This window comes from Plantactinospora soyae, from assembly GCF_014874095.1.
In the GTDB taxonomy this organism is placed as follows: domain Bacteria; phylum Actinomycetota; class Actinomycetes; order Mycobacteriales; family Micromonosporaceae; genus Plantactinospora; species Plantactinospora soyae.
On the sequence record NZ_JADBEB010000001.1, the window covers coordinates 7,570,001 to 7,591,107 of the forward strand.

Below are 21,107 nucleotides of genomic sequence, written 5' to 3' on the forward strand. Positions count from 1 at the left end.
AGACGGTAATGTGAAAGTCACTATGAAGCCTCCGGACCTCATTCCGCGTAGCGTCCTGTTCGCTAATCCCGCCCGACTCAGTCCGGCACTGTCGCCCTCCGGAAAACACATCGCCTATCTGGCGCCCGTCAACGGTGTACTCAACATCTGGGTGGGCGAATCCGATGGTGTCGACTACCGTCCGGTCACCGAGGACTCCGACCGTGGCATCAACGCCTTCTTCTGGGCGCACGACGGGCGGCACCTCATGTACCTCCAGGACCGCAATGGCGACGAGAACATGCACCTCTACGCCGTCGACATCGATTCGGGACAGGCCCGGGAACTCACCCCGTTCCCCGGGGTGAAGGCGGGTCTGGCCGGTCTCAGCCGGCGGGTCCCCGGGCACGTGCTCGTGACGATGAATCGCCGCACCCGGCACCGCTACGACGTGTACCGGATCGAGATCGCCACCGGCGAACTCGTCCTGGTCGCGGAGAACGAAGGCTTCGCCGGCTGGCTGACCGACCGCGACCTGCGGGTCCGCGGCGCCCTGGTCTGGGACGGCGACGGTGCCCGGTTGATGGTCCGGGACGACGAGCGGACACCCTGGCGTCCCCTGCACGGGGTCGGGCTCGAAGACGCGATGAAGATGCGCCCCCTCGGCTTCACCGCGGACGGAGAGAGTGTGCTGCTGCTCTCCTCGGCGGATGCCAACGCGATCCGGCTGCTGCGGCTGGGCCTCGCCGGCGAGGTCGAGGTGGTGTACGCCGACCCACGGCATGACGTGGTGAACGTGCACGTCCGGCCCGACACCGGCCAGCCGGACCTGGTCGTCGTCCGCCGCGAGCGTTCCCACCTGGAGGTGCTGGACCCGAGGGCCGCCGACGACGTCGCGCGGCTGCGGGACATCTGTCGTGGTGACGTGACACTGCTCGGCCGCGACGACACCGACCGGTGGTGGCTGACGCAGGACAACATCGACGACGGCCCCGCCGGCTACCACCTCTTCGACCGGACCAGCGGCAAGGCCCGTTTTCTCTTCAGCCACCAGCCGGAGTTGGAGCGGTACGAGCTGGCCCGGATGGAGCCGTTCTCGTTCCTCGCCCGGGACGGTCTGACCATCCACGGCTATCTCACGTTTCCACCGGGGCACCTCCGTCGAGGACTGCCGACCGTGCTGACCGTGCACGGCGGCCCGTGGGCCAGGGACGTGTGGGGCTTCCGAGCCGAGCCGCAGTGGTTGGCGAACCGGGGCTACCTCTGTATCCAGGTCAACTATCGGGGCTCGACCGGGTACGGGAAGGACTTCACCGACGCTGGCGACCGGGAGTGGGGCGGGCGGATGCAGGACGACCTGACCGATGCCGTGCACTGGGCGGTCCAACGCGGCTACGCCGATCCGGACCGGGTCGCCATCTACGGCGCCTCGTACGGCGGCTACGCGGCGCTGGCGGGCGCCGCTTTCACCCCGGAGCTGTTCCGGTGCGCGGTGTCCGCCGCCGGTCCATCGGATCTGCGTACCTTCATCGGCGCCGGCTCGTACGCCAGGGTCATCGCGGCGCAGATGCGTCGACGGGTCGGCGACCCGGACCTCGATGCTGACTTCCTCTGGCTGCGGTCGCCGCTGTCGAGGGTGGATGAGATCCGGATTCCTCTGCTGATCGCGCAGGGCGCCAACGATCCGCGGGTACGGCGCGAGCAGTCGGAGCAGCTCGTCGCGGCCCTGCGCGAAAAGGAAATCCCCCACCAGTACCTTCTCTTTCCGGACGAAGGTCATGCGCTGGTCAGGCCCCGTAACCGGCTCGCCTTCTACACGGCGGTCGAACGCTTTCTGGCCGAACACCTCGGTGGGCGCTGCGAAGCAACGCCCACCGAGGATGAAGGTCCGTCATGACAGGGTGAGGAAACCCTCCCGGACCAGCGTTCCGATGAGCACGAGCCGGCCGTGCTCATCGAGGCCGCCGGGGATGTCCTTGCCGACGAACTCTTCGGTCTCCGTGACGAAGTGCAGTTCCTCGGTCAGATCCGCGGGCAGGCGGACGGACTTGCCGTGGAAGTCCAGCCGCGCCTGACCGTCTTCAATGGTCAGCCGTGCCAGCAGCCCGGGCCGCTGCCGTACTCGCGTCTCGAGGTCGAGCGACCGCAACGCCTCGATGTCGAGCAGGTGCCCCTGGAGCACGGGCTGGCGTTCCAGCCGTGCCCGGCGAGCCGCCTCGGCGACCATGTCCGCCGGCGAGGCGGTGGCATGGAGCAGTTCCAGCAGTTCCGACGCCCGACCACGGGCGGATTCCTGGAGACTTTCATCCGAGGCGAAGCCGAGCGGGAGGGCCTGCCGGAAGCGGTGGTCGTCCATCACCATCTTCTCGACGGCGTCCTTGATAACGGTCGCCCACAGGACCGGAAGCACCCCGATCGTCACGTGCAGCGATGCCGTCTCCTCCGACGTCGCCGCATGCACGATTCCACGGGGCAGGTAGAGCATGTCGCCCGGGCGCAGGTCGAATTCCCGCACGGGCGTTCCGTGATCTGCCGCGGAGGCGCCGTGTACGTGTTCGTGCACGGGCAGTTGGATCGGTGAGTCGTACAGGCACCAGTGCTTGGTGCCGTACACCTGTATCACGAACACATCGTGCGTGTCGAAATGTGGTTTCAGCCCCTGCGCGTGGCCGCCGGGTGTCAGGTAGACATTTGTCTGGAAGCCCGCGCTGAGTTCTGCGGCGAGCGACTGACAGAGGTCACGGAGCGGCTTCCAACGGTCCTGCACGAACAACAGGTTCAGGGTGGCGCCTTGTCGATAGCGGTCGTACAGCACCTCCAGCCCGTTCATCAGGTTTCCCGACCCGGCGGAGGCGAGTTCGGAGATCGGGATCTCCTTGCCGTTGTCGAGGACGCGCAGGTCGGAGCCACGGGGTCGCGAGGTCGACAGGATGTGGTCGACATCTGCCAGAGTGAACAGGTCCCGGTAATGGTCTGGGTCCGCACGTTGGATGACCAGCGGCTGCTTCTCCCAGTAATCGGTCGCGAAGGTGGCGGGCTCGACGGGGTGAATCAGTCGGGAGAGGTTGAAAAGAGGCTGCGTACGGGACGCAGCCTCTTTCAGACCTCCTGGCGAGGCCTCGTCCATCGTCAGTGATCGCAGCAGTCGGTCGGGTCGGTGTCGTGACCGATGTGCGCCGGGTCCGAGGGGTCGTGGTCGTAGTGCATCGCGCCCGGCTTGGTGACCTCCGCCCTGACGACCTCGACGTCTTCGAGGCGTAGGGTCTTCTGCGTTTCCGGCATGTCCGGTCCTCCTCCGTGTAAGTGGCGTCCGGCAGCGACGCCACTGTTCTTCCAGACATCTAGAAACTACTGAGTAAGGAGTAGGCCGTCTTCAATGCAGTGATGGATTTCCGCGATCAACGTTTGTGGAAGATCACTCACTGGCCGCCATCAGCGATCGGGGTACACCCACAGCCCGAGGAGCGGAACATGCATTCGTGGCGCCGGACGAGACCATGCTGATAGGCGAAGACGACGGCCTGGACCCGGTCCCGCAATCCGAGCTTGGTCAGCAGATGGTGCACGTGTGAACGCACCGTAGCCGCAGAGACGCAGAGAATGCCGGCGATCTCCGCGTTCGACCAGCCCTGGGCGAGCAGGTCCAGCACACGGCTCTCCCGCTTGCTCAGCCGACGGACCTCCGGGGGAACCTCGGCGACCGCCGGCGGGCCCTTCGTCGCCCAGTCCAGGACGGCCCGGGTGGTGGCCGGCGTGAGGACCGCATCACCGGCCGCCACGGTCCGCACCACCCGAAGTACGTCCTCAGGAGGGCTGTCCTTGCGCACCTCGCCGCGTGCCCCGACCCGGATGGCCCCCAGCACGAGGCTCGCCTCGTCGAGTCCGGTCAGGAGGATGACTTTGACAAAGGAACCAAGGTCCTGGATCGCCGAGGACATCTGGGGCATCTTCGGTTGGATCCCCAGCAGCGCGATGTCGGGCAAGGTACGGCGAGCCAGGACGAGCGCCTCCTGGGCGTCCTTCGCTTCGCCGACGATCACCATGTCGGCCTCTGGCTCAAGGATCGCCCGTGCACCCGCTCGAACGAAGGTCTGATCATCGCAAATGAGCACACGGATCCTCACCGCCCCGTACCCCCGGTTTGCTCGCATCACGGAACGAATGACTCGGGAGAACGCTTGCTGACCTTGGCAAGCTGAACACGAATCTCCCACACCGTATGGGTATTAGCAAATGCCAATTCTTCAGCAGATCGTTAACAACGCCCTCTTTGCGACAAATCCGAACTGTGATGAATTACAGGTACGGAATAGCGGCCGCTAATGGGCGATCGATAGCCTGCCGAGCCCGGCGCAGCGGGCTGGCGCCGACCTACCCGCTTATCTGGTCGGCGCCCTCGGCGTCGGCGCGACCACGCACGGCGTGGCACTACGTCCGCATCAACACCAACAGGTGGTCCCAGAACCTTACACACGCCGTCGGGGGCCGGCGCGAGGACGGAGGTGTCAGCCTGCGGCGAGGCGGGCGTTGACGGCGGCACCGGTGAGCGTGCTGCCGACGCCGTCGACGAAGCCGCCCGACGTGCAGTGCAGGGTCACCCCGTATCCGCCCGAGACGGTGTACGTGCTCCGGCCGTCGCAGGTGTTGCCGGTGGCGGCACGCAGCAGGACGAGTTGCCGGGCCTCCTCGGCCGCGTCGGTCAGGGTACTGCCGAAGCCGACGATGAAACCGCCGCCGGAGCAGTGGATGGTCACGGCGTACCCACCGGTCGTGGTGCTGGTGGACCGGCCGTCGCAGGTGTTGCCGGTCCGGCCGCGCGTATCGGCGAGGAGCCGGGCGTTCTCGGCGGCGTCGGTGAGGATACTGCCGAAGCCGACGATGAAACCGCCGCCGGAGCAGTGGATGGTCACGGCGTACCCGCCGGTCGTGGTGCTGGTGGACCGGCCGTCGCAGCTGTTGCCGTAGTTGACGTACAGCTGGTTGAGCAGCAGCGCGTTGGTGTTCGCGGCGGTGAGCGTGCTGCCATAGCCGTCGATGAAGCCGGGGCCGGAGCAGTAGATGGTCACGTAGTACCCGCCCCTGGCAGTTCCCGAGGAGCGGGTGTCGCAGGCGGCGGCGGAGGCGGGCGCGGCGATGAAGGCCAGGCCCGTCAGGGTCAGCAGCAGGGCGGTCGCGGTGGCTCGTAGGGCGCGGGTCATGGCTCTCCCTCTGCGGGCGGGGCGACCCGGTCACGGCCGGCCATCCGCTCGGTGTCGGCCGCGCGGCGCCGCGGCCCGGTCACGGTCAGCAAACCCCATTCATCTCGCTTTGGCCAGACATCGCCATCGATACGATCTCAGGGAGTGGCCAGGCCGGGGCTCACCACTTCGGCTGCCACCTCGGCGGCCGGATCAACCGCGACGGCCGCCGTCGGATCTCGGATTGGGATAGTGGCCGCTGTGACGATCAAGGCGCTCATCTTCGACTTTGACGGCCTGCTGATGGACACGGAGACCGCGCTGCTGGAGAGCTGGCGCTGGGAGTGGCGGCGGCACGGCCTGGAACTCGATCCGGTCGGCTTCTTCGCCGACCACGGCGGCGACGCGAACGAGCCGCGTTACGCCGCGCTCGCCGCAGCGGTCGGACCGGCATACGACCGCGAGTCCAGCCACGCGCTGCGGATGGCGCAGCGGGCGAAGCTGAATGCGGCGTTGGAGCCGGCGCCCGGCATCGTCGGCTGGCTGGACCGGGCCACGGAGTTGGGGCTGCGGCTCGCGGTGGCGAGCAGTTCCCCGATCACCCACGTGGGCGCGATGCTGGATCAGGCCGGGCTGCGGGCGCGGTTCGAGGTGTTGGCGACCGGCGAGGAGGTGACCGCGCACAAGCCGGATCCGGCCGTCTACCTGCTGGCGCTGGAGCGGCTCGGGCTGCCGGCGGCGGAGGCGGTCGCGTTCGAGGACACGGCGCACGGCGTGGCAGCGGCACACGCGGCCGGGCTGCGCTGCGTGGCGGTGCCCAACCCACATGCGGACAACGTCCGATTCACGGCTGCGGACCTGCTGCTGCCCAACGCCGCGGACCTGTCCCTGGACGCGGTCCTGGCCGGACTTGCCCGGCGCGCGGGCCGTCTCCGCTGAGCGGAGGCCGGCGCACGCCGTCCGCGTTCCCCGTTGGGCCATGCTCAACTCGATGGCCGGACGCCCCACCCCGACGACAGACGCCGTCCGAACTCATGGCCCTCTCTCGACGGAGACTCGCGATCGGCGCCGCTGAGCGAGCCAGCCCGCACTGATCAGGAGCAGCGCCCAAGCCGCGCTGCTGATCAGCATCGTGAGGGTGAGGGCGCCACCGTGGTCGTCAACGGCGGAACGCTGCACGGCGGACGTGACCGCCGTCAGCGGCAGGAGACCGAGCGTGCCGAAGAGTGCAACCGGCTCGTCGTCAACGGCAGCGGCGAACCAACCGAAGATCGCGGCGAATGCGCCGTACGGCACCGCGACCATGACTGCCAGGGGCAGCACGGCGACAGCGGGCAGGCGGAGCAGGTACACGAACAGGGCGCCGAGGCCGACTCCGGCGATTGCCGCGAGCGGGTACGCCGCCAGCCCGGCGCCCACCACGTGTTGGAACCGGTCGTCGGCGAGCAGGTTGGCCGGGACGGATGCCGGATACCACGCGGATCCCCGACGGGTGTCAGCGGACAACTGCCAGGCGACCGCGAAGTTGACCCCCGCGAGGAGTACGCCGGCCGGCACGGCCACGCCCAGTGCCTGCGGCACGCCGCGCAGGCGTGAGGCGAGAAAGACACCGAGGAGCAGCGCGATGATCGGCCCCCAGAAGAAGCCGGAGGTGTGCGCCATGAACAGGTCGATCACGAACTGCTCGTACTGCTCTTCGCTGGTCTGCGGATCGTTGTAGACCCAGACCTCGTAGTAGTTGCTGTTGTGGGACACCAGGGCCGCCGAGATGGCCGCCACGAGGACGGCCGCGACGAGCACCGCCACCCACGACGACGACGTCCGCCACCGACGGGATGCCCGGTCGAGGGTCGCCGGTGGACCGGTCTGCTGCTCGGATGCCCTCACTTCCTCGCATGCTACGGCTTCGCCTCGACATCGAAGACCGCTCGGATCTTCCGGCCAGAGGCTGGACAGGAACTGTTAATAGTCCTAATAATTAACCATCCTGTCGACGGCCGTGGATGCCCAGTGACCCTCCGGAGGTCCCCGTGAAACGCTCCAGAACACTGCTGCTCGCCGCCGTCGCCGCGGTGCTGGCGACCAGCGGCGCCGTCGCCGTCGCGCTGCCCGCGTACGCCGCCGGGCCCACCGCCACGTTCGTCAAGACCGCCGACTGGGGAGCCGGCTGGGAGGGGAAGTACACCGTCAGCAACGGCGGCACCACCACCCTGACCTCATGGTCCGTCGCGTTCGACCTGCCGGCGGGCAGCGCCGTCGGCACCTATTGGGACGCCCTGCTGACCTCCTCCGGCCGGCGGTACACCTTCACCAACCGATCCTGGAACGGCACCGTCGCTCCGGGCGCGTCCGTCTCGTTCGGCTTCGTCGTGACCGGCGCCGGCACGCCGGCCAACTGCACCCTCAACGGGGCCTCCTGCGGCGGGACCGGCACGCCGCCCACCACCGCGCCACCCACGAGCACCCCGCCCAGCACGCCACCACCGACGACCACGCCGCCACCGACGACCACGCCGCCGCCCACCACCCCACCCACCGGCGGGCTACCGAAACGCGCGCTGATCGGGTACCTGCACGCGAGCTTCGCCAACGGCTCCGGATACGTGCGGATGGCGGACGTACCCGCCGAGTGGGACATCATCAACCTGGCCTTCGGCGAACCGACCTCCGTGACCTCCGGTGACATCCGCTTCCAACTCTGCCCGGCCGGCGAATGCCCCGGCGTGGAGACCGAGGCCGCGTTCATCGCCGCGATCCGGGCCAAGCAGCAGCAGGGTAAGAAGGTGCTCATCTCGATCGGCGGGCAGAACGGCCAGGTGCAGTTGACGACCTCGGCGGCCCGGGACCGGTTCGTCAGTTCGGTCAGCGCCATCATCGACCGGTACGGGCTCGACGGGCTGGACATCGACTTCGAGGGCCACTCCCTGTCGCTGAACACCGGGGACACCGACTTCCGGAACCCGACCACCCCGGTGATCGTGAACCTGATCTCGGCTGTCCGGGCCCTCAAGCAGCGCTACGGCGCCGGCTTCGTGCTCACCATGGCACCGGAGACCTTCTTCGTGCAGCTCGGCTACCAGTACTACGGGTCCGGCCCCTGGGGCGGGCAGGACCCGCGCGCCGGGTCGTACCTGCCGGTGATCCACGCGCTGCGCAACGACATCACGGTGCTGCACGTGCAGGACTACAACTCCGGACCGATCATGGGCCTGGACAACCAGTACCACACCATGGGCGGCGCGGATTTCCACATCGCCATGACCGACATGCTGCTGGCCGGCTTCCCCGTCGCTGGGAACACCGCCAACGCCTTCCCACCGCTGCGCGAGGACCAGGTCGCGTTCGGTACGCCGGCCGCCACCAGCGCCGGCAACGGGTACGTGGCCCCGGCCGGCGTACAACAGGCGGTGACCTGCCTGGTACGCGGCACCTCCTGCGGCGGCTACACCCCACGCAGCGGCACCAACCCGAACCTCCGTGGCCTGATGACCTGGTCGATCAACTGGGACCGCTACTACGGCTGGGAGTTCAAGAACGCCCACGAGCCGTTCCTCAACTCCCTTCCCTGAGCTGTCCCCGGCCGGCGGCACACTGCCGTCACCGCCGTTTCGAGGTCGAGTCGGGGCGCGTCCGAGCGGTTCGCGCGCCCCGACTCCTCGACCCGGTCCCACCGGTCCGGTGCGAGGCGACCCTCGGGGTCAGACGCGCGAGGTGGGGAAACGTTCCCACGACCGGTGTCCGGCCATCAGCTGCTGCAGGTCGCCGAAGACCTCGGCTCCGGAGTCGCCGGTGACGACCCCGGGCGTACCGGTCACGTCCGCCCGCCGGAGCACGTTGCCGCCGACGCCCCACCCGCCGATCGCCTTCGCGTGCCGCCAGCACTCCTCGATCAGGAGCAGGACGCGCGGATCCACGCTCAGCGAATCGGCCGAGGCCGCCCTGCCGTCGCGGGCCGGCAGGGCGTCCGGTGCCGGTGCCGGCGCTCCGGCCACCAGGACGGCGTCGAACTCGACCGACCGCGCGGTGGCGAAGGTCCGCTGCACCGGCATGCCGGCGACCGTCCCGCCGTGCGGGCCGATCAGCAGCGGCACCATGCCGGCGGCGAACACCGCTTCGCGGAGCTCGCTGACGCCGTCGAGGTCGCCGTCGGGGTCGATGACGATGCCGACGGTCCGGCCGTCGGTCGGCCACCTCTGGCCGAGTTGCGACAGCGCGGCGCTGGGAGTGACGTCGGACAGCGGAGTCGTCGGCTCCGGTGCGGGCAGCCCCAGGCCGTTGGCGACCTGCGTGCACAGCACCGGGTCGATGTTGGCCAGGCACTGGAGTTGTCGTTCCTTGATCGCCTGGTGGTAGCACTTGCCGAGTTCGAAGGCATAGGAACGGATGATGTGTTCCCGCTCCACCGGGGACATGCTCAGCCAGAAGAGCCGGACCTGGCTGAAGTGATCGGCGAACGAGACCGGGTTCGCCCGTACCTTGGGCGCCTCGGCGACCCGTACCGGCACGTCGAGAAAGGCGTTTTCGTCGTCGCCGGCCCGGAAGGGGTTGCCGCCGTCGAGCGAGTTCGGCCGGTACGGCGCGACGCCCGCGTGCACGGCCTGCTGGTGGAAGCCGTCGCGGAGCATGTCGTTGACCGGGGCATGCGGGCGGTTGACCGGGATCTGCGAGAAGTTCGGCCCGCCGAGCCGGGTGAGTTGCGTGTCGACGTACGAGAAGAGCCGGCCCTGCAACAGCGGATCGTTCGTGACGTCGATTCCCGGCGGCAGGTGCCCGACGTGGAACGCGACCTGCTCGGTCTCGGCGAAGAAGTTGGTCGGCGTCCGGTTGAGGGTCAGCCTTCCCACCCGCTGTACCGGGGCGAGTTCCTCCGGCACGATCTTCGTCGGGTCGAGCAGATCGATGCCGGCGAAGGTCTCCTCGGGGGTGTCCGGAAAGATCTGGATGCCGAGCTCCCATTCGGGAAACGCACCGGCCTCGATCGCGTCGTACAGGTCCCGGCGGTGGAAGTCCGGGTCCATCCCACCCAGTAGCTGAGCCTCCTCCCAGGTCAGCGAATGCACGCCCAGTTTGGGCTTCCAGTGGAACTTGACCAACACGGTCTCCCCGGCGTCGTTGACCAGCCGGAAGGTGTGTACACCGAAGCCCTCCATCATCCGGAACGAGCGCGGGATGCCCCGGTCGGACATGTTCCACATGGTGTGGTGCTGCGCCTCGGTGTGCAGGGAGACGAAATCCCAGAAGGTGTCGTGCGCGCTCTGCGCCTGCGGAATCTCGCGGTCGGGGTGCGGCTTCCCGGCGTGGATGATGTCGGGGAACTTGATCGCGTCCTGGATGAAGAAGACCGGCATGTTGTTGCCGACGAGGTCGAACGTGCCCTCGTCGGTATAGAACTTCGTCGCGAAGCCACGGGTGTCGCGGACGGTGTCCGCCGATCCCCGCGAGCCGAGCACCGTGGAGAACCGGACGAAGACGTCCGTCTTCCTGCCCTTTTTCAGGAAGCCGGCGCTCGTGATCGCTTCGGCGGTGCCGTAGCTGATGAACTCGCCGTGGGCTCCGGCACCACGGGCGTGCACCACCCGCTCGGGGATGCGTTCGTGATCGAAGTGGGTGATCTTCTCGCGCAGGTGGTGGTCCTGGAGCAGGACCGGACCACGGCGCCCCGCCTTGAGCGAGTGGTCGGTGTCCCGCAGCCGCGCGCCCTGCGACGTCGTCAGGTAGGCGCCCTGCTGGCCCATGCTGGCGGCGGGCGCGCCGGTCGGGGCGCCGGTGGGTGTGCGGGTGTCGGGAGCCCCCTGGTCCCGCTTCGGCGGCAGCGGCTCCTGCGGAACCGTCGGCTCCGGCACCGGCGGCGGGGCACTCCCCGGCGCGCCGGGCAGTTCCGTCGCCGGGCCGTCGGTCAGAGTCTCCGCGGCCGTCTCCACGACGTCCTTGACTTTCCTGGCGGGCTTGCTGGCATCCATCTGGGCGGGTCCTCCGTTGGGCGACTGGGGGGTGCCCTGAAGGCGGTACCCTCGGCTGAACAGGCGAAACACGCCGATCTCCGGTGCCGCGCCGGTACCACGCCGCACCGGGCGCTCCGGCGCCGGCCTCCTGTTCAGCGGTGGCCGGGTCGGTCAGACCTGCGGTGGGCGGGGACCGCCGACGCACGTCCGTCAGCGCCCAACCGAAGAATGCCACCTCCAGCACGGCGATGATGCCGAAAAGGACGATTCCCGCAATCTCTACCACCATCCTCGTCATCCGTCGCACCTCCGGCTGCTCGGCGACAGCCGTCCCGGCCTCCGCCCGGCCGGTACGGCTGACCGACGTTCACGATCCCGGATCGAGGAGCCGACCGACGCCCTCGAGATGGGGCCAGGAGGGCATCGATCGTGCCCTCGCTATACTTCCTACGCGCCCCACGGGGCGCGGCCCGGATCGAGAGGCGCTGCGACGGATCTCATCCGCCACGCTCGATCTGCGGCCTGACGTAAGGGCGCCTCCGTGCAGGAGGTGCCCTTTTCGGCATCTTCTGCCGCGCTGCGGATCACAACCGCCGCTGCGCCGTACCGGTCGGACCTCGTCCGACCGACCTCCATGCACCGCGGAGTACGGAAGAGGAACCATGGACGCAAGACTGCAAAAGATCAACAGTGTCGAATTCGCGGTGGCGGACCTGTCGCTCGCCACGGCGGGACGCCACCAGATGCGCCTGGCCGAACACGAGATGCCCGGTCTGATGGCGATCCGTCGCGAGTTCGCACCGTCCCAGCCACTGCGCGGGGCGCGCGTCGCCGGATCGCTGCACATGACGATCCAGACCGCCGTGCTCATCGAGACCCTCGTCGCGCTCGGCGCACAGGTCCGGTGGGTGTCCTGCAACATCTTCTCGACCCAGGACGAGGCCGCCGCCGCGGTCGTCGTCGGCCCCGACGGCACGGTCGACCAGCCCAGCGGTACGCCGGTGTTCGCCTGGAAGGGTGAGACCCTGGAGGAGTACTGGTGGTGCACCATGCAGCTCTTCGACTTCGGCGACGGGCAGGGCCCGAACATGATCGTCGACGACGGCGGTGACGCCACCCTGCTCGTACACAAGGGTTTCGAGTACGAGAAGACCGGCTCCGTGCCGCTTCCCGACGAGGGCGACCACGTCGAGTACAAGCTCATCCTGCAGACGTTGGCCGCGAGCCTGGCCACCGACGACCAGCGTTTCACCCGGATCGTCGGCGGGATGCGTGGCGTCACCGAGGAGACCACCAACGGCGTCGCCCGGCTCTACCGGCTGGCCCGCGGCGGCGAACTGCTCTTCCCTGCCATCAACGTCAACGACTCGGTGACCAAGTCGAAGTTCGACAACAAGTACGGCATCCGGCACTCGCTCGCCGACGGCCTCAACCGGGCCACCGACGTGATGCTCGGCGGCAAGCTCGCCGTCGTCTGCGGCTACGGCGACGTGGGCAAGGGCGCCGCCGAGTCGCTGCGCGGCCAGGGCGCCCGGGTCGTGGTCACCGAGATCGACCCGATCTGCGCCCTACAGGCGGCGATGGAGGGTCTCCAGGTCGTCGAGCTGGACGACGTGGTGTCCAGCGGGGACATCTTCATCACCACCACCGGTGGCACCGACATCATCATGGCCGAGCACATGGCCCGGATGAAGCACAACGCGATCGTCGGCAACGTCGGCCACTTCGACCTCGAAATCGACATGGCCGGCCTGGCCCAGACTCCCGGCATCGAGCGGGTGGAGATCAAGCCCCAGGTGCACGAGTGGCGCTTCCCGGACGGGCACTCGATCATCGTCCTGTCCGAGGGGCGGCTGATGAACCTCGGCAACGCCACCGGCCACCCGAGCTTCGTCATGTCGAACTCGTTCACCAACCAGGCGATGGCGCAGATCGAGCTCTTCACCAAGCCGGGCGAGTACGCCAAGGACGTCTACGTACTGCCGAAGCACCTGGACGAGAAGGTCGCCCGGCTGCACCTGGACGCGCTCGGCGTACGCCTCACCACCCTGAGCAAGAAGCAGGCCGAGTACCTCAGCGTCGACGTCGCGGGCCCGTACAAGGCGGACCACTACCGCTACTGACACCAACCGAAACCGCCCCGGGAGCCCTCAAAGACGGCTTCCGGGGCGACCGGCCGTCACCGGACACGAGCGGGCGTCCGGTCCGGGCGCGGTGGGACGCGGTCGCCGGCGGGGCCTGGCGTGCCGGCGGCGGCGAACGCGGCCCGTGGGTGCTGCACGGCCGCCATCGAGACGGTGTCGCGGCCGAAGAGCAACGCGCTGAGCCAGACCAGGAGTACCCGGATCTTGCGTTCCCAGGTCGGCACGGCGAGCACGTGGTACCCCCGGTGCATGAGCCAGGCCGGCAGGCCCTTGACGACCAGGCGGCGGTACTGGAAGACCCCGTGACCGAGACCGAGCGTCGCGACGACCCCGAGGCTGTGGTGCCGGTAGGGCTTGACTCGCCTGCCGTTCAGGTCGGCGACGATGTTCGCCGCGAGGCGCTTGCCCTGGCGGACGGCGTGTTGCGCGTTCGGCATCGTGCGAGTGCCGGAGACGGGCGAGGTGAGATCGGGGACGGCGGCGTTGTCACCGGCGGCCCAGGCGTCGGGGATCGGGGCGTCGTCCGTTCCGATCCGCAGATCGGCCCGGACCCGCAGTTGGCCCTGGTCGTCGCTGGGCAGGTCGGTGTGGGTGGCCACGATCGGGTTGGCCGCGTTGCCCGCGGTCCAGATCAGTAGTTCGTTGTCGTACTTCTCCCCGGTCGAGAGCACGATGTGCCCGTCGACGGCGGAGACGAGTTGGGTGTCGAGGTGGACGTGGGCGCCCCGCCGTTCGAGGTGGCGTACGACCCACCGGGCCACGTCGTCGGTGACCTCGGGAAGTACGCGTCCGTCTGCTTCGACGAGGTGGAAGGCGAGGTCCGGCAGGGTCAGTTCGGGGTACGACGCGAGCAGAGCCGTGGCGAGCGACAGCAGTTCGCCGAAGCCCTCGACTCCGGTGAACCCGCCACCGACGACCGTCACGGTCAGCAGTCGTCGGCGGTCGGGGCCGGGTGGAAGGGCGGCGGCGCGCTCGAACGCGGTCAGGAGCCGGTCCCGGATCGCGACGGCCTCTTCGACGTGTTTGAGTCCGATCGCGTCCTCGGCGACGCCGGGAATGGCGAAGGTGCGGGTGACGGCCCCGGCGGTGACGACGATGGTGTCGTAGTCGATCCGTCGATCGGGGCCGCCCGGCAAACGGACGGTCGCCGTCCGGTGTGCGTGGTCGATGGAGGTCACGCTGCCGGCGATGATGCTGGTACGGCGCAGGTGGCCGCGCAGCGACACGGCGACGTGCCGTGCCTCGACGGAGCCGGCCGCGACCTCGGGCAGGAACGGCTGGTAGGTCATGTACGGCCGGGGGTCGACGAGCGTGACCTCGGCGCTGCTCCGGCGAAGCTTCTTCTCCAGCCGCCAAGCGGTGTAGAAGCCGGCGTACCCACCACCCACGATCAGGATCCTGCGCATGACAACCTCCAGGAAGAGTCATCAACAAGGACCCGACAGCCCACCGGTTCGTGACTGACAGCCAGCAGATCGTGACCGGCATCATGACCGGGTCGGGTGGTTTCGCACCCGATGGTGGCTTCCCTGACCGATGGCGTCATTCCACGAGCTTGCCGGCGGTCGACATCTCCTCCGGCCGAGCGAGCCCCGTCACACCCGTCCCGGGTCACCGATCGCGGCGACTGTCGTTGCTCGGACGCACCAGTCAGGTCGGGCGTTCGCGCCGCGCGGCTGCGGCTACTTCCGTCGCGCGTTGCGGAACCCGATGCCGAGCGTCGCCACGAGCATGCCGAGAAAGCTCAGGAGCAGCGCCACACTGCTGATCTTCTGGTCCGGCCCACCGGTCAACAGTGCGATGAGGGCGACGACGGCCAGTGCGGCCGACACGGCGCCGAGAACGACGATCGTTCGCGTACCCACGGCTCGGGCTCCCTCCGTCGGAGCGGCTGGCCCCGGCGTACCTACCGGCCGCTCGCGCGCTGCCGCACGTCGAAGCGCGGTCGCCGACAGGTGCCGAACGCGTCGGTGCCGGACCGATCGCCGACGTCCACAGGGGAAACCTACCCGGGCCGGTCGACCTTGGCGGCCAGCTTCTTCGGCGCCAGTACGCAGTAGCTCTCGGTCAGCAGCTCGGCGACCTCTGCCCAGTCGACGCCGTCGTCGAGCACCATGCCCACGACATCGGCACCCCAGCCGGGCTTGTAGAACGGGTGGCCACTCTTGACGAGTCCGTCCAACTCGTCGCCGGGCGACCGGAACGTCAGTACACAGACCGGATCGTCGGTTCCGATCGCCCGGGTGTACGCCATCTGGTGATCGGCGTCGACGGTGAGCACATGGGCAAAGGTCCGGCTGCGGATCCGCCAGCGCACGCCCACCCACGCGGGCTCCTCGTACGTCTCCGGAAAGCCGAGGCAGACCGGTCGGAGCTGGTCGAGGATCTTGGGTGGGACGTCTCCAGGTGCGGTCACGGACCGGAGATTACCGATCCCGTCTGACAATCTCGCCGGCGCGAAACCCTTGTTACCCTCGGCGAATGTCAGAGATCGAACTCCGTCCGGCCGAGGCGGCCGACGCCGACGCGACGCCGGATGCCGGCCCGCACGCGGCGGATAAACCGCTCGACCCGGTGCCTGCGGTGCTGCGAAGATCGCGCAGGTGTCGGTATCCCGTACAGAGTTACTGCGTTGGCAGTTCGACCTGACCTGGGCGTTGTTCGAGTACCACCTCGAACGGCTGAAGCCGGAACATCTGCGCTGGGAGCCCGCCGCATCCTGTTGGACCATGCGGCTGGACAACGCCGGGAACTGGGTGCCGGACTGGGCCGATACCGAGCCCGACCCGATTCCGGCCCCCACGATCGGCTGGATCACCTGGCACATCGGCTGGTGGTGGCGGGTGGCCACCGACCACCTCGCCGGGCGGACACCTCCGGAGCGTACCGAGATCGGGTGGCCGGGCGACAACGAGGCGACGATTGCCTGGTTGCGTGACCTGCGCGGCGATTGGCTGGCGGTGCTCGACCGGCTGACCGAAGCTGACCTCGACAGGGTCGCGCCGTTTCCGTGGCCCAACGATCCGGCGCACACCGTCGCGCACATGCTCGGCTGGGTCAACGCCGAGCTGATGAAGAACGTCGCCGAGATCGGGCAACTCCGGCTGCTGCACGACGCGGGTTAGCCCCGGGTGCCGTACCCCGGCACCGGGTTCGCCCGGGTCGTGCCGACGGTCGGTGGTCCGATCAGGACGACGACCGACCCGACGGCGGGCAGAACCGAAGTCCTGGTCATCCCTTCCATGCCTACCGCCCGGTCTCCATCTGGTTCTTCAGAGCGGTGTTGAGCAACTGGAAGCTCTCGGCGGTGCTCTCGATCATCTTGCCCAGGAAGGGCACCAGCAGCCCGGTGAACTTCTCGCTCTGGACGAGCCGGGTACCGTCGTCGTGCGGCGTGAGCACGAAGCGGTGCTCGCCGTTGAAGACGCCCGGAAGAACGAACCTGCCGAGCCAGCGCAGCTCGACGCCGGCCTCCGCGACCAGCACCTGTGGGGTGAACGTTCTCGGGCGGCCGTTGGCGGGAAACATCCGGAGCGTCAGGATCTCCCCGACCCGGGCCTGCCCGGAGGCCTCCCGGATGAACGGATTCCACTCCGGGTACCGCGAGAAGTCGACCAGGACGGCCCACACCTGCGCCGGAGTCGCGTCGATGTCTATCTGTGTGGAGATCTGACGCATGTCTCCCCCGTCCCAGCCAGCCCGATCGCCCGACCGGATCGGCTCGGGCCCCTCAGGGGATCCTGACACACCTCGGGTCAGGTCAGCCCGACGACCTGGCAGGATCCGGCCCGGCGACCTGGCAGGATCCGGTACGACGATCGGGTTGCCCGGTCCACCGGGCGGCGGCTTGCCCGAGGCCGTGAGCGTCGCCGCCCCCGTCTGAACCCGGACGGCCGAGCCTTCTCCCACCCGCTTGCCGACGATTAGGCTTCGGCGCATGTCGGCGTGGGGTTGGCACGGCCGGGCCGCGAACACGGCCCTGGTGCCCGTGGTCGGCCTGGTCGCCGTCACCGGGCTCGTGGTGCAGGCGGGTGGCATCGACACCGCCGCCGAATGGGCCGCGCTGCTGGCCGTGCTGGCCTCCTCCGCCGCGCTGTACCTCCGCCGCTGCCATCCGGTGGCGGTCGGTGTGGTGGCGCTGGCCGCCGTCGGCAGTTACGGAGCCCTGCTGCACCGGCCGGGGCCGATAATGCTCGTCTTCGTCGTGGCCCTCTACACCGTCGTCGACGAGGGGCACCTCGCCGTCGCCATCGGGCTCGGTCTCGCCTCGGTGGTCGCCTTCGCCCTCGCGGACAGCTACAACAGAACCGAGAACACCGCGAACGGGGCGACGCTGTTGCACGCCGGTTGGCTCGTCGCCGTCATCGTCGGAGTGACCCGCAACCGCCGGGCCTACCTCGCCGAGGCGCGGGCCCGGGCGCTCGTCGCGGACCAGCGCACGGAGGAGGAGGCCCGGCGCCGGGCCACCGAGGAGCGCCTGCGCATCGCCCGCGAGCTGCACGACGTGCTCGGCCATCACCTTTCGCTGATCAACGTGCAGGCCAGCGCCGCGCTGCACCGCCCGGATCCCACCCGCTCCGAGCAGGCGCTGATCGCGATCAAGCAGACGAGCAAGGAGACGTTGCGGGAGTTGCGTACGACGCTGGGCATCCTGCGGCAGCCCGGCGAGTCGCCGACCGCTCCCACGCCCGGCCTGAACCGCCTCGACGAGCTGGTCACGTTGGCCGTCCGGTCCGGGTTGGAGATCCACACCGAGCTGACCGAGACCCGGCCGCTGCCGCCGGAGGTCGACCTGGCGGCGTACCGGATCGTCCAGGAGGCACTCACCAACGTCACCCGGCACGCCGGCGCGACCACCGCGGTGATCCGGGTCCGGCCCGACCACGACGATGTACTGGTGGAGGTCGAAGACGACGGCAGCGGCGCGGTGGGCCCGCCCGGCAACGGCATCGTCGGCATGGGCGAACGGGCCCGCGCGCTGGGCGGATCGCTGACCACGGGTCCAGGGCCGGACGGCGGCTTCCGGGTACGCGCCCGCCTGCGGCTGCCGCCCGGCCCGCTACCGACGGGAGCGCCAGCGTGATCCGGATGCTGCTCGCCGACGACCAGAACCTGGTACGTGCCGGTTTCCGGTCCATCCTGGACGGTGAGGACGACATCGAGGTGGTCGGCGAGGCCGCCGACGGTGCCGCGGCGGTACGGCTCGCCCGGCAACTGCGCCCGGACGTCGTCCTCATGGACATCCGGATGCCCGGGCTGGACGGCCTGGCCGCCACCCGGGAAATCGCCACGCATCCCGACGTCCGCGTGATCATCCTGACCACGTTCGACCTCGACGACTACGTCTACGGCGCCCTACGGGCGGGCGCGAGCGGCTTTCTGGTCAAGGACACCGAGCCGGCGGAACTGATCCACGGCGTGCGGGTGGTGGCGCGCGGTGACGCGCTGATCGCGCCGTCGATCACCCGCCGGCTGATCGCCGAGTTCGCCGCCCGGGTCCCGCATCCGGACCCGGGCCCACGGCTCCGCGCGCTCACCGGGCGGGAGCGCGAGGTGATGGCACTGGTGGCCGCCGGCCTGTCCAACGACGAGATCGCGGCGCGGCTGGTGTTGAGCCCGGCCACCGCCAAGACGCACGTGAGTCGGATCATGACAAAGACCCAGGTCCGGGACCGGGCCCAGCTGGTCATCCTCGCGTACGAGTCCGGCCTGACCGTTCCCGGCTGGCTCGCCCGCTCCTGACCACCTCAGGGTCAGCCGGTCAGCCGGTCAGCCGGTGGCGCGGGAGCGGGCCAGGGCCAGCCCACCGAGGACGAGGGCGACCAGCCCCACCACCAGGGCCACGTAGGCACCGGCCCGTCCGTTGCCGGTGCCGATACCGCTGTCGGAGGTGGCCACGACCAGCCCACCGAGGGCCATTCCGATAAGCCCCGTCACCAGGGCCACGGTGGCGCCGAGCCGGCCGGAGCCGGTACCGATACGGCTGCCGGGGCGGGCCAGCGCCAACCCGCCGACGACCACGCCGATCAGCCCCAGTACGCCGGCGGAACTCGCCCCGAGTCGCCCGGAACTCATGGTGGGGACATCGGCGGCGGCGGTGAGCAGATGACGGACGTACATGGAGATTCCCCTTTGCTCGCATGACGAGTACACGCGGCAGCGTATGTACGGGGACGGTCGCGGGTCGTCATGCCGGAGTTGCCGATCGGGCTACCACCCGGGTTGCGCGCGCTCGGGGCGTCGTACCACCGCGGTTGTTCTCCGACGGGCTATCGGGCCGGAACGGGTGCCACCGCGTACCGGAGGATGGTCCGCAGCTTCTCCGGCGCCGCGCGCCTCGGGTCCGAGAGGTAGATCTCGTGGTGTTCTCCGGAGAGCCGGTCCCCGGACTCGTTGATGAAGGCCATCAGCCGGTCACGCGTCGCCGGCTCCTCCCGGTACGGCCCGACGTGCAGCACCTGCGCGCTCCGTCCCTCGGTGAGGTGCCGCAGTTCGAGCCGCTCCAGCGAGCCGGACGGTTTCTTCCGCGCCGCCGCGGCGACGAACTCCGCGACCAGGTCGACGTCCACCTGCGGCGGCTGCATGATCAGCATGGTCCAGTTCCAGGTCGACCGGTCCTGTTCGGGTAGGTTCCGCTGCCCCTCCGCGCCCCACCAGAGTCCCTCCAGCGGCATCACCGAGTAGTCCAGCACGCCGGCCTTCTTCAGCCCGAACCGCAGGCCGTACGCGACGCCGTACAGCGCCTCCACCGCCTCCCGGTACGCGGGTCCGTCGGGATCGCCCACCCCGTCGACGGCCAGGAACGCCAGCTCGGGTACGTCCACCAGCGCGGGTGCGGCGCTGGCCGTGTACAGGTTCCGGTGGACCTTCTTGAAGTCGGTCTTCGGGATGCTCGTCAACTCAGCTCCTCGTCATCGACCGGTACGACGATCCGGGTCACCAACTGGGCCGGATCGCTCGTACCGGGGTCGGTCAGGTACGCCTCGAGCACGCTTCCGCACGGTCGCAGGCCGCGCTCGTGGATCCAGGCGAAGACCGCCTGGTACGTCAGTGCCAGGTGCTCGTACGGGCCGACGTGCACCGCCGCCGCGGCCGGTCCCGACGGCAGATACACGATCTCGGTACCCCCGACCGTTCCGTCGGCGGAGGTCGGCTCGGCGCTCTCCACGCCGACCGCCACCGCTACGTGTGCGCCGAGGTCGACCGGGAACAGCCCGTACAGCGGTGGTGTCCACCTGATCGCCACCACCGCGCCCATCAGCTCCCCGACGCAGCGCGTGATGGCCATGCCGATCTCCTCGGGGGCGCACACGGCCCGGCGCACCAGTAACCGACGGGCCGGCTCCCGGCTCAGGCTGACCTCCTGCTGGAGCAGTCCGTCGGCCAGCAGCCCGCCGGTCAACAGCCGGTCCAGGAGTTGCCAGCTGCGTCGCTGTGCCGCGATCCGCTCTTCCAACCGGCCCTGCTCCGCCCGCAGCACCTCGGCGCGAACGCCGTCATCGCCGACGAGCACCTGGCCGATCGCCGCGAGCGGTACGTCGAGCCGGCGTAACAGGGCGATCGCCATGGCATCGCGCACCTGGTCGCGGTCGTAGTACCGGTAGCCGGTGGCCGGGTCGACGGTGGCCGGACGGAGCAGACCCGACTCGTCGTAGTGCCGAAGCTGCTTGACGCTGAGCCGGCAGAGCCGGGCGAAGGTCCCGATCGGCAGTAGATCCCTGGTCACGGACCCATCCTGGACCCTCCCACCCGGGGAGAGTCCAACCGGGGAGAGTCCAGCCGGGCAGAGCGTCTGCGGTAGCTGCCACCGAGCCGACGGAAATCGCCGGCGGCGGGATGTCGAGACCGTGGCCTCCGCTCCGACC

General features: G+C 69.3%; 20 protein-coding genes. 7 read left to right on the top strand and 13 right to left on the bottom strand.

The features are described from left to right. Positions 1–22 precede the first annotated feature (22 nt). Positions 23–1,876 (top strand): S9 family peptidase, encoded by a 1,854-nt coding sequence (locus H4W31_RS33190; protein WP_192770219.1) that lies wholly within the window; start codon positions 23–25, stop codon positions 1,874–1,876. Here the strand turns inward: H4W31_RS33190 and H4W31_RS33195 are convergent. From H4W31_RS33195 to H4W31_RS33210, 4 genes are all read right to left on the bottom strand, one after another. Further along, positions 1,871–3,106 (bottom strand): cupin domain-containing protein, encoded by a 1,236-nt coding sequence (locus H4W31_RS33195; protein WP_192770220.1) that lies wholly within the window; start codon positions 3,104–3,106, stop codon positions 1,871–1,873. The two genes, H4W31_RS33190 and H4W31_RS33195, sit on opposite strands and share 6 nt — an antisense overlap. Positions 3,107–3,108: 2 nt before the next feature. Continuing rightward, positions 3,109–3,261, bottom strand: coding sequence for a hypothetical protein (locus H4W31_RS33200; RefSeq protein ID WP_192770221.1), 153 nt, complete (start codon positions 3,259–3,261; stop codon positions 3,109–3,111). A 137-nt stretch (positions 3,262–3,398) separates the two neighbouring features. Further along, on the bottom strand, positions 3,399–4,103 hold the full coding sequence (locus H4W31_RS33205; RefSeq protein WP_318783550.1) for a response regulator transcription factor: 705 nt from the start codon (positions 4,101–4,103) through the stop codon (positions 3,399–3,401). Positions 4,104–4,484: 381 nt separating this feature from the next. Next, positions 4,485–5,177, bottom strand: coding sequence for a hypothetical protein (locus H4W31_RS33210; protein WP_192770222.1), 693 nt, complete (start codon positions 5,175–5,177; stop codon positions 4,485–4,487). A gap of 240 nt (positions 5,178–5,417) precedes the next feature. Between H4W31_RS33210 and H4W31_RS33215 the strand changes: the two genes are divergently transcribed. Continuing rightward, on the top strand, positions 5,418–6,095 hold the full coding sequence (locus tag H4W31_RS33215; RefSeq protein ID WP_192770223.1) for an HAD family hydrolase: 678 nt from the start codon (positions 5,418–5,420) through the stop codon (positions 6,093–6,095). Between the two features lie 93 nt (positions 6,096–6,188). On the opposite strand, the gene H4W31_RS33220 is transcribed toward H4W31_RS33215, so the two are convergent. Next, complete coding sequence (locus H4W31_RS33220; protein ID WP_192770224.1) at positions 6,189–7,043, bottom strand: hypothetical protein; 855 nt, start codon at positions 7,041–7,043, stop codon at positions 6,189–6,191. Positions 7,044–7,204: 161 nt separating this feature from the next. Between H4W31_RS33220 and H4W31_RS33225 the strand changes: the two genes are divergently transcribed. Beyond that, the gene (locus tag H4W31_RS33225; protein ID WP_192772585.1) at positions 7,205–8,725 is read left to right on the top strand and encodes a chitinase; all 1,521 of its coding nucleotides are present in this window, start codon (positions 7,205–7,207) and stop codon (positions 8,723–8,725) included. Positions 8,726–8,854: 129 nt separating this feature from the next. Here the strand turns inward: H4W31_RS33225 and H4W31_RS33230 are convergent, their stop codons facing one another. Continuing rightward, complete coding sequence (locus H4W31_RS33230) at positions 8,855–11,116, bottom strand: catalase (protein ID WP_192770225.1); 2,262 nt, start codon at positions 11,114–11,116, stop codon at positions 8,855–8,857. Between the two features lie 644 nt (positions 11,117–11,760). Between H4W31_RS33230 and ahcY the strand changes: the two genes are divergently transcribed. Further along, entirely contained in the window at positions 11,761–13,221 is a 1,461-nt protein-coding gene (gene ahcY, locus H4W31_RS33235; protein WP_192770226.1) for an adenosylhomocysteinase, read from the top strand. Positions 13,222–13,277: 56 nt separating this feature from the next. Here ahcY and H4W31_RS33240 read toward each other — a convergent pair whose 3' ends face one another. The 3 genes from H4W31_RS33240 to H4W31_RS33250 form a co-directional block, all read right to left on the bottom strand. Continuing rightward, positions 13,278–14,648: an NAD(P)/FAD-dependent oxidoreductase gene (locus H4W31_RS33240; RefSeq protein WP_192770227.1), complete on the bottom strand. Its 1,371-nt coding sequence runs from the start codon at positions 14,646–14,648 to the stop codon at positions 13,278–13,280. Between the two features lie 276 nt (positions 14,649–14,924). Then, a complete protein-coding gene (locus tag H4W31_RS33245; protein ID WP_192770228.1) occupies positions 14,925–15,107 on the bottom strand; it encodes a hypothetical protein in 183 nt (60 codons plus the stop codon). Positions 15,108–15,247: 140 nt separating this feature from the next. After that, positions 15,248–15,658: an MmcQ/YjbR family DNA-binding protein gene (locus H4W31_RS33250; RefSeq protein ID WP_192770229.1), complete on the bottom strand. Its 411-nt coding sequence runs from the start codon at positions 15,656–15,658 to the stop codon at positions 15,248–15,250. Positions 15,659–15,845: 187 nt separating this feature from the next. Between H4W31_RS33250 and H4W31_RS33255 the strand changes: the two genes are divergently transcribed. Continuing rightward, the gene (locus H4W31_RS33255; RefSeq protein WP_192770230.1) at positions 15,846–16,367 is read left to right on the top strand and encodes a DinB family protein; all 522 of its coding nucleotides are present in this window, start codon (positions 15,846–15,848) and stop codon (positions 16,365–16,367) included. Between the two features lie 121 nt (positions 16,368–16,488). Here the strand turns inward: H4W31_RS33255 and H4W31_RS33260 are convergent, their stop codons facing one another. Beyond that, positions 16,489–16,920: an SRPBCC domain-containing protein gene (locus H4W31_RS33260; RefSeq protein WP_192770231.1), complete on the bottom strand. Its 432-nt coding sequence runs from the start codon at positions 16,918–16,920 to the stop codon at positions 16,489–16,491. Between the two features lie 259 nt (positions 16,921–17,179). Between H4W31_RS33260 and H4W31_RS33265 the strand changes: the two genes are divergently transcribed. Then, positions 17,180–18,325, top strand: coding sequence for a sensor histidine kinase (locus H4W31_RS33265; RefSeq protein WP_192770232.1), 1,146 nt, complete (start codon positions 17,180–17,182; stop codon positions 18,323–18,325). After that, a complete protein-coding gene (locus tag H4W31_RS33270; protein WP_192770233.1) occupies positions 18,322–18,984 on the top strand; it encodes a response regulator transcription factor in 663 nt (220 codons plus the stop codon). Before H4W31_RS33265 ends, H4W31_RS33270 begins: the two co-directional genes overlap by 4 nt. 27 nt (positions 18,985–19,011) lie before the next feature. Here the strand turns inward: H4W31_RS33270 and H4W31_RS33275 are convergent, their stop codons facing one another. From H4W31_RS33275 to H4W31_RS33285, 3 genes are all read right to left on the bottom strand, one after another. After that, positions 19,012–19,362: a DUF6223 family protein gene (locus tag H4W31_RS33275; protein WP_192770234.1), complete on the bottom strand. Its 351-nt coding sequence runs from the start codon at positions 19,360–19,362 to the stop codon at positions 19,012–19,014. A gap of 149 nt (positions 19,363–19,511) precedes the next feature. Beyond that, positions 19,512–20,141, bottom strand: coding sequence for a GyrI-like domain-containing protein (locus tag H4W31_RS33280; protein WP_225945800.1), 630 nt, complete (start codon positions 20,139–20,141; stop codon positions 19,512–19,514). Beyond that, a complete protein-coding gene (locus H4W31_RS33285; RefSeq protein WP_192770235.1) occupies positions 20,138–20,968 on the bottom strand; it encodes a MerR family transcriptional regulator in 831 nt (276 codons plus the stop codon). The genes H4W31_RS33280 and H4W31_RS33285 overlap by 4 nt, the downstream gene beginning before the upstream one ends. Positions 20,969–21,107 lie beyond the last annotated feature (139 nt).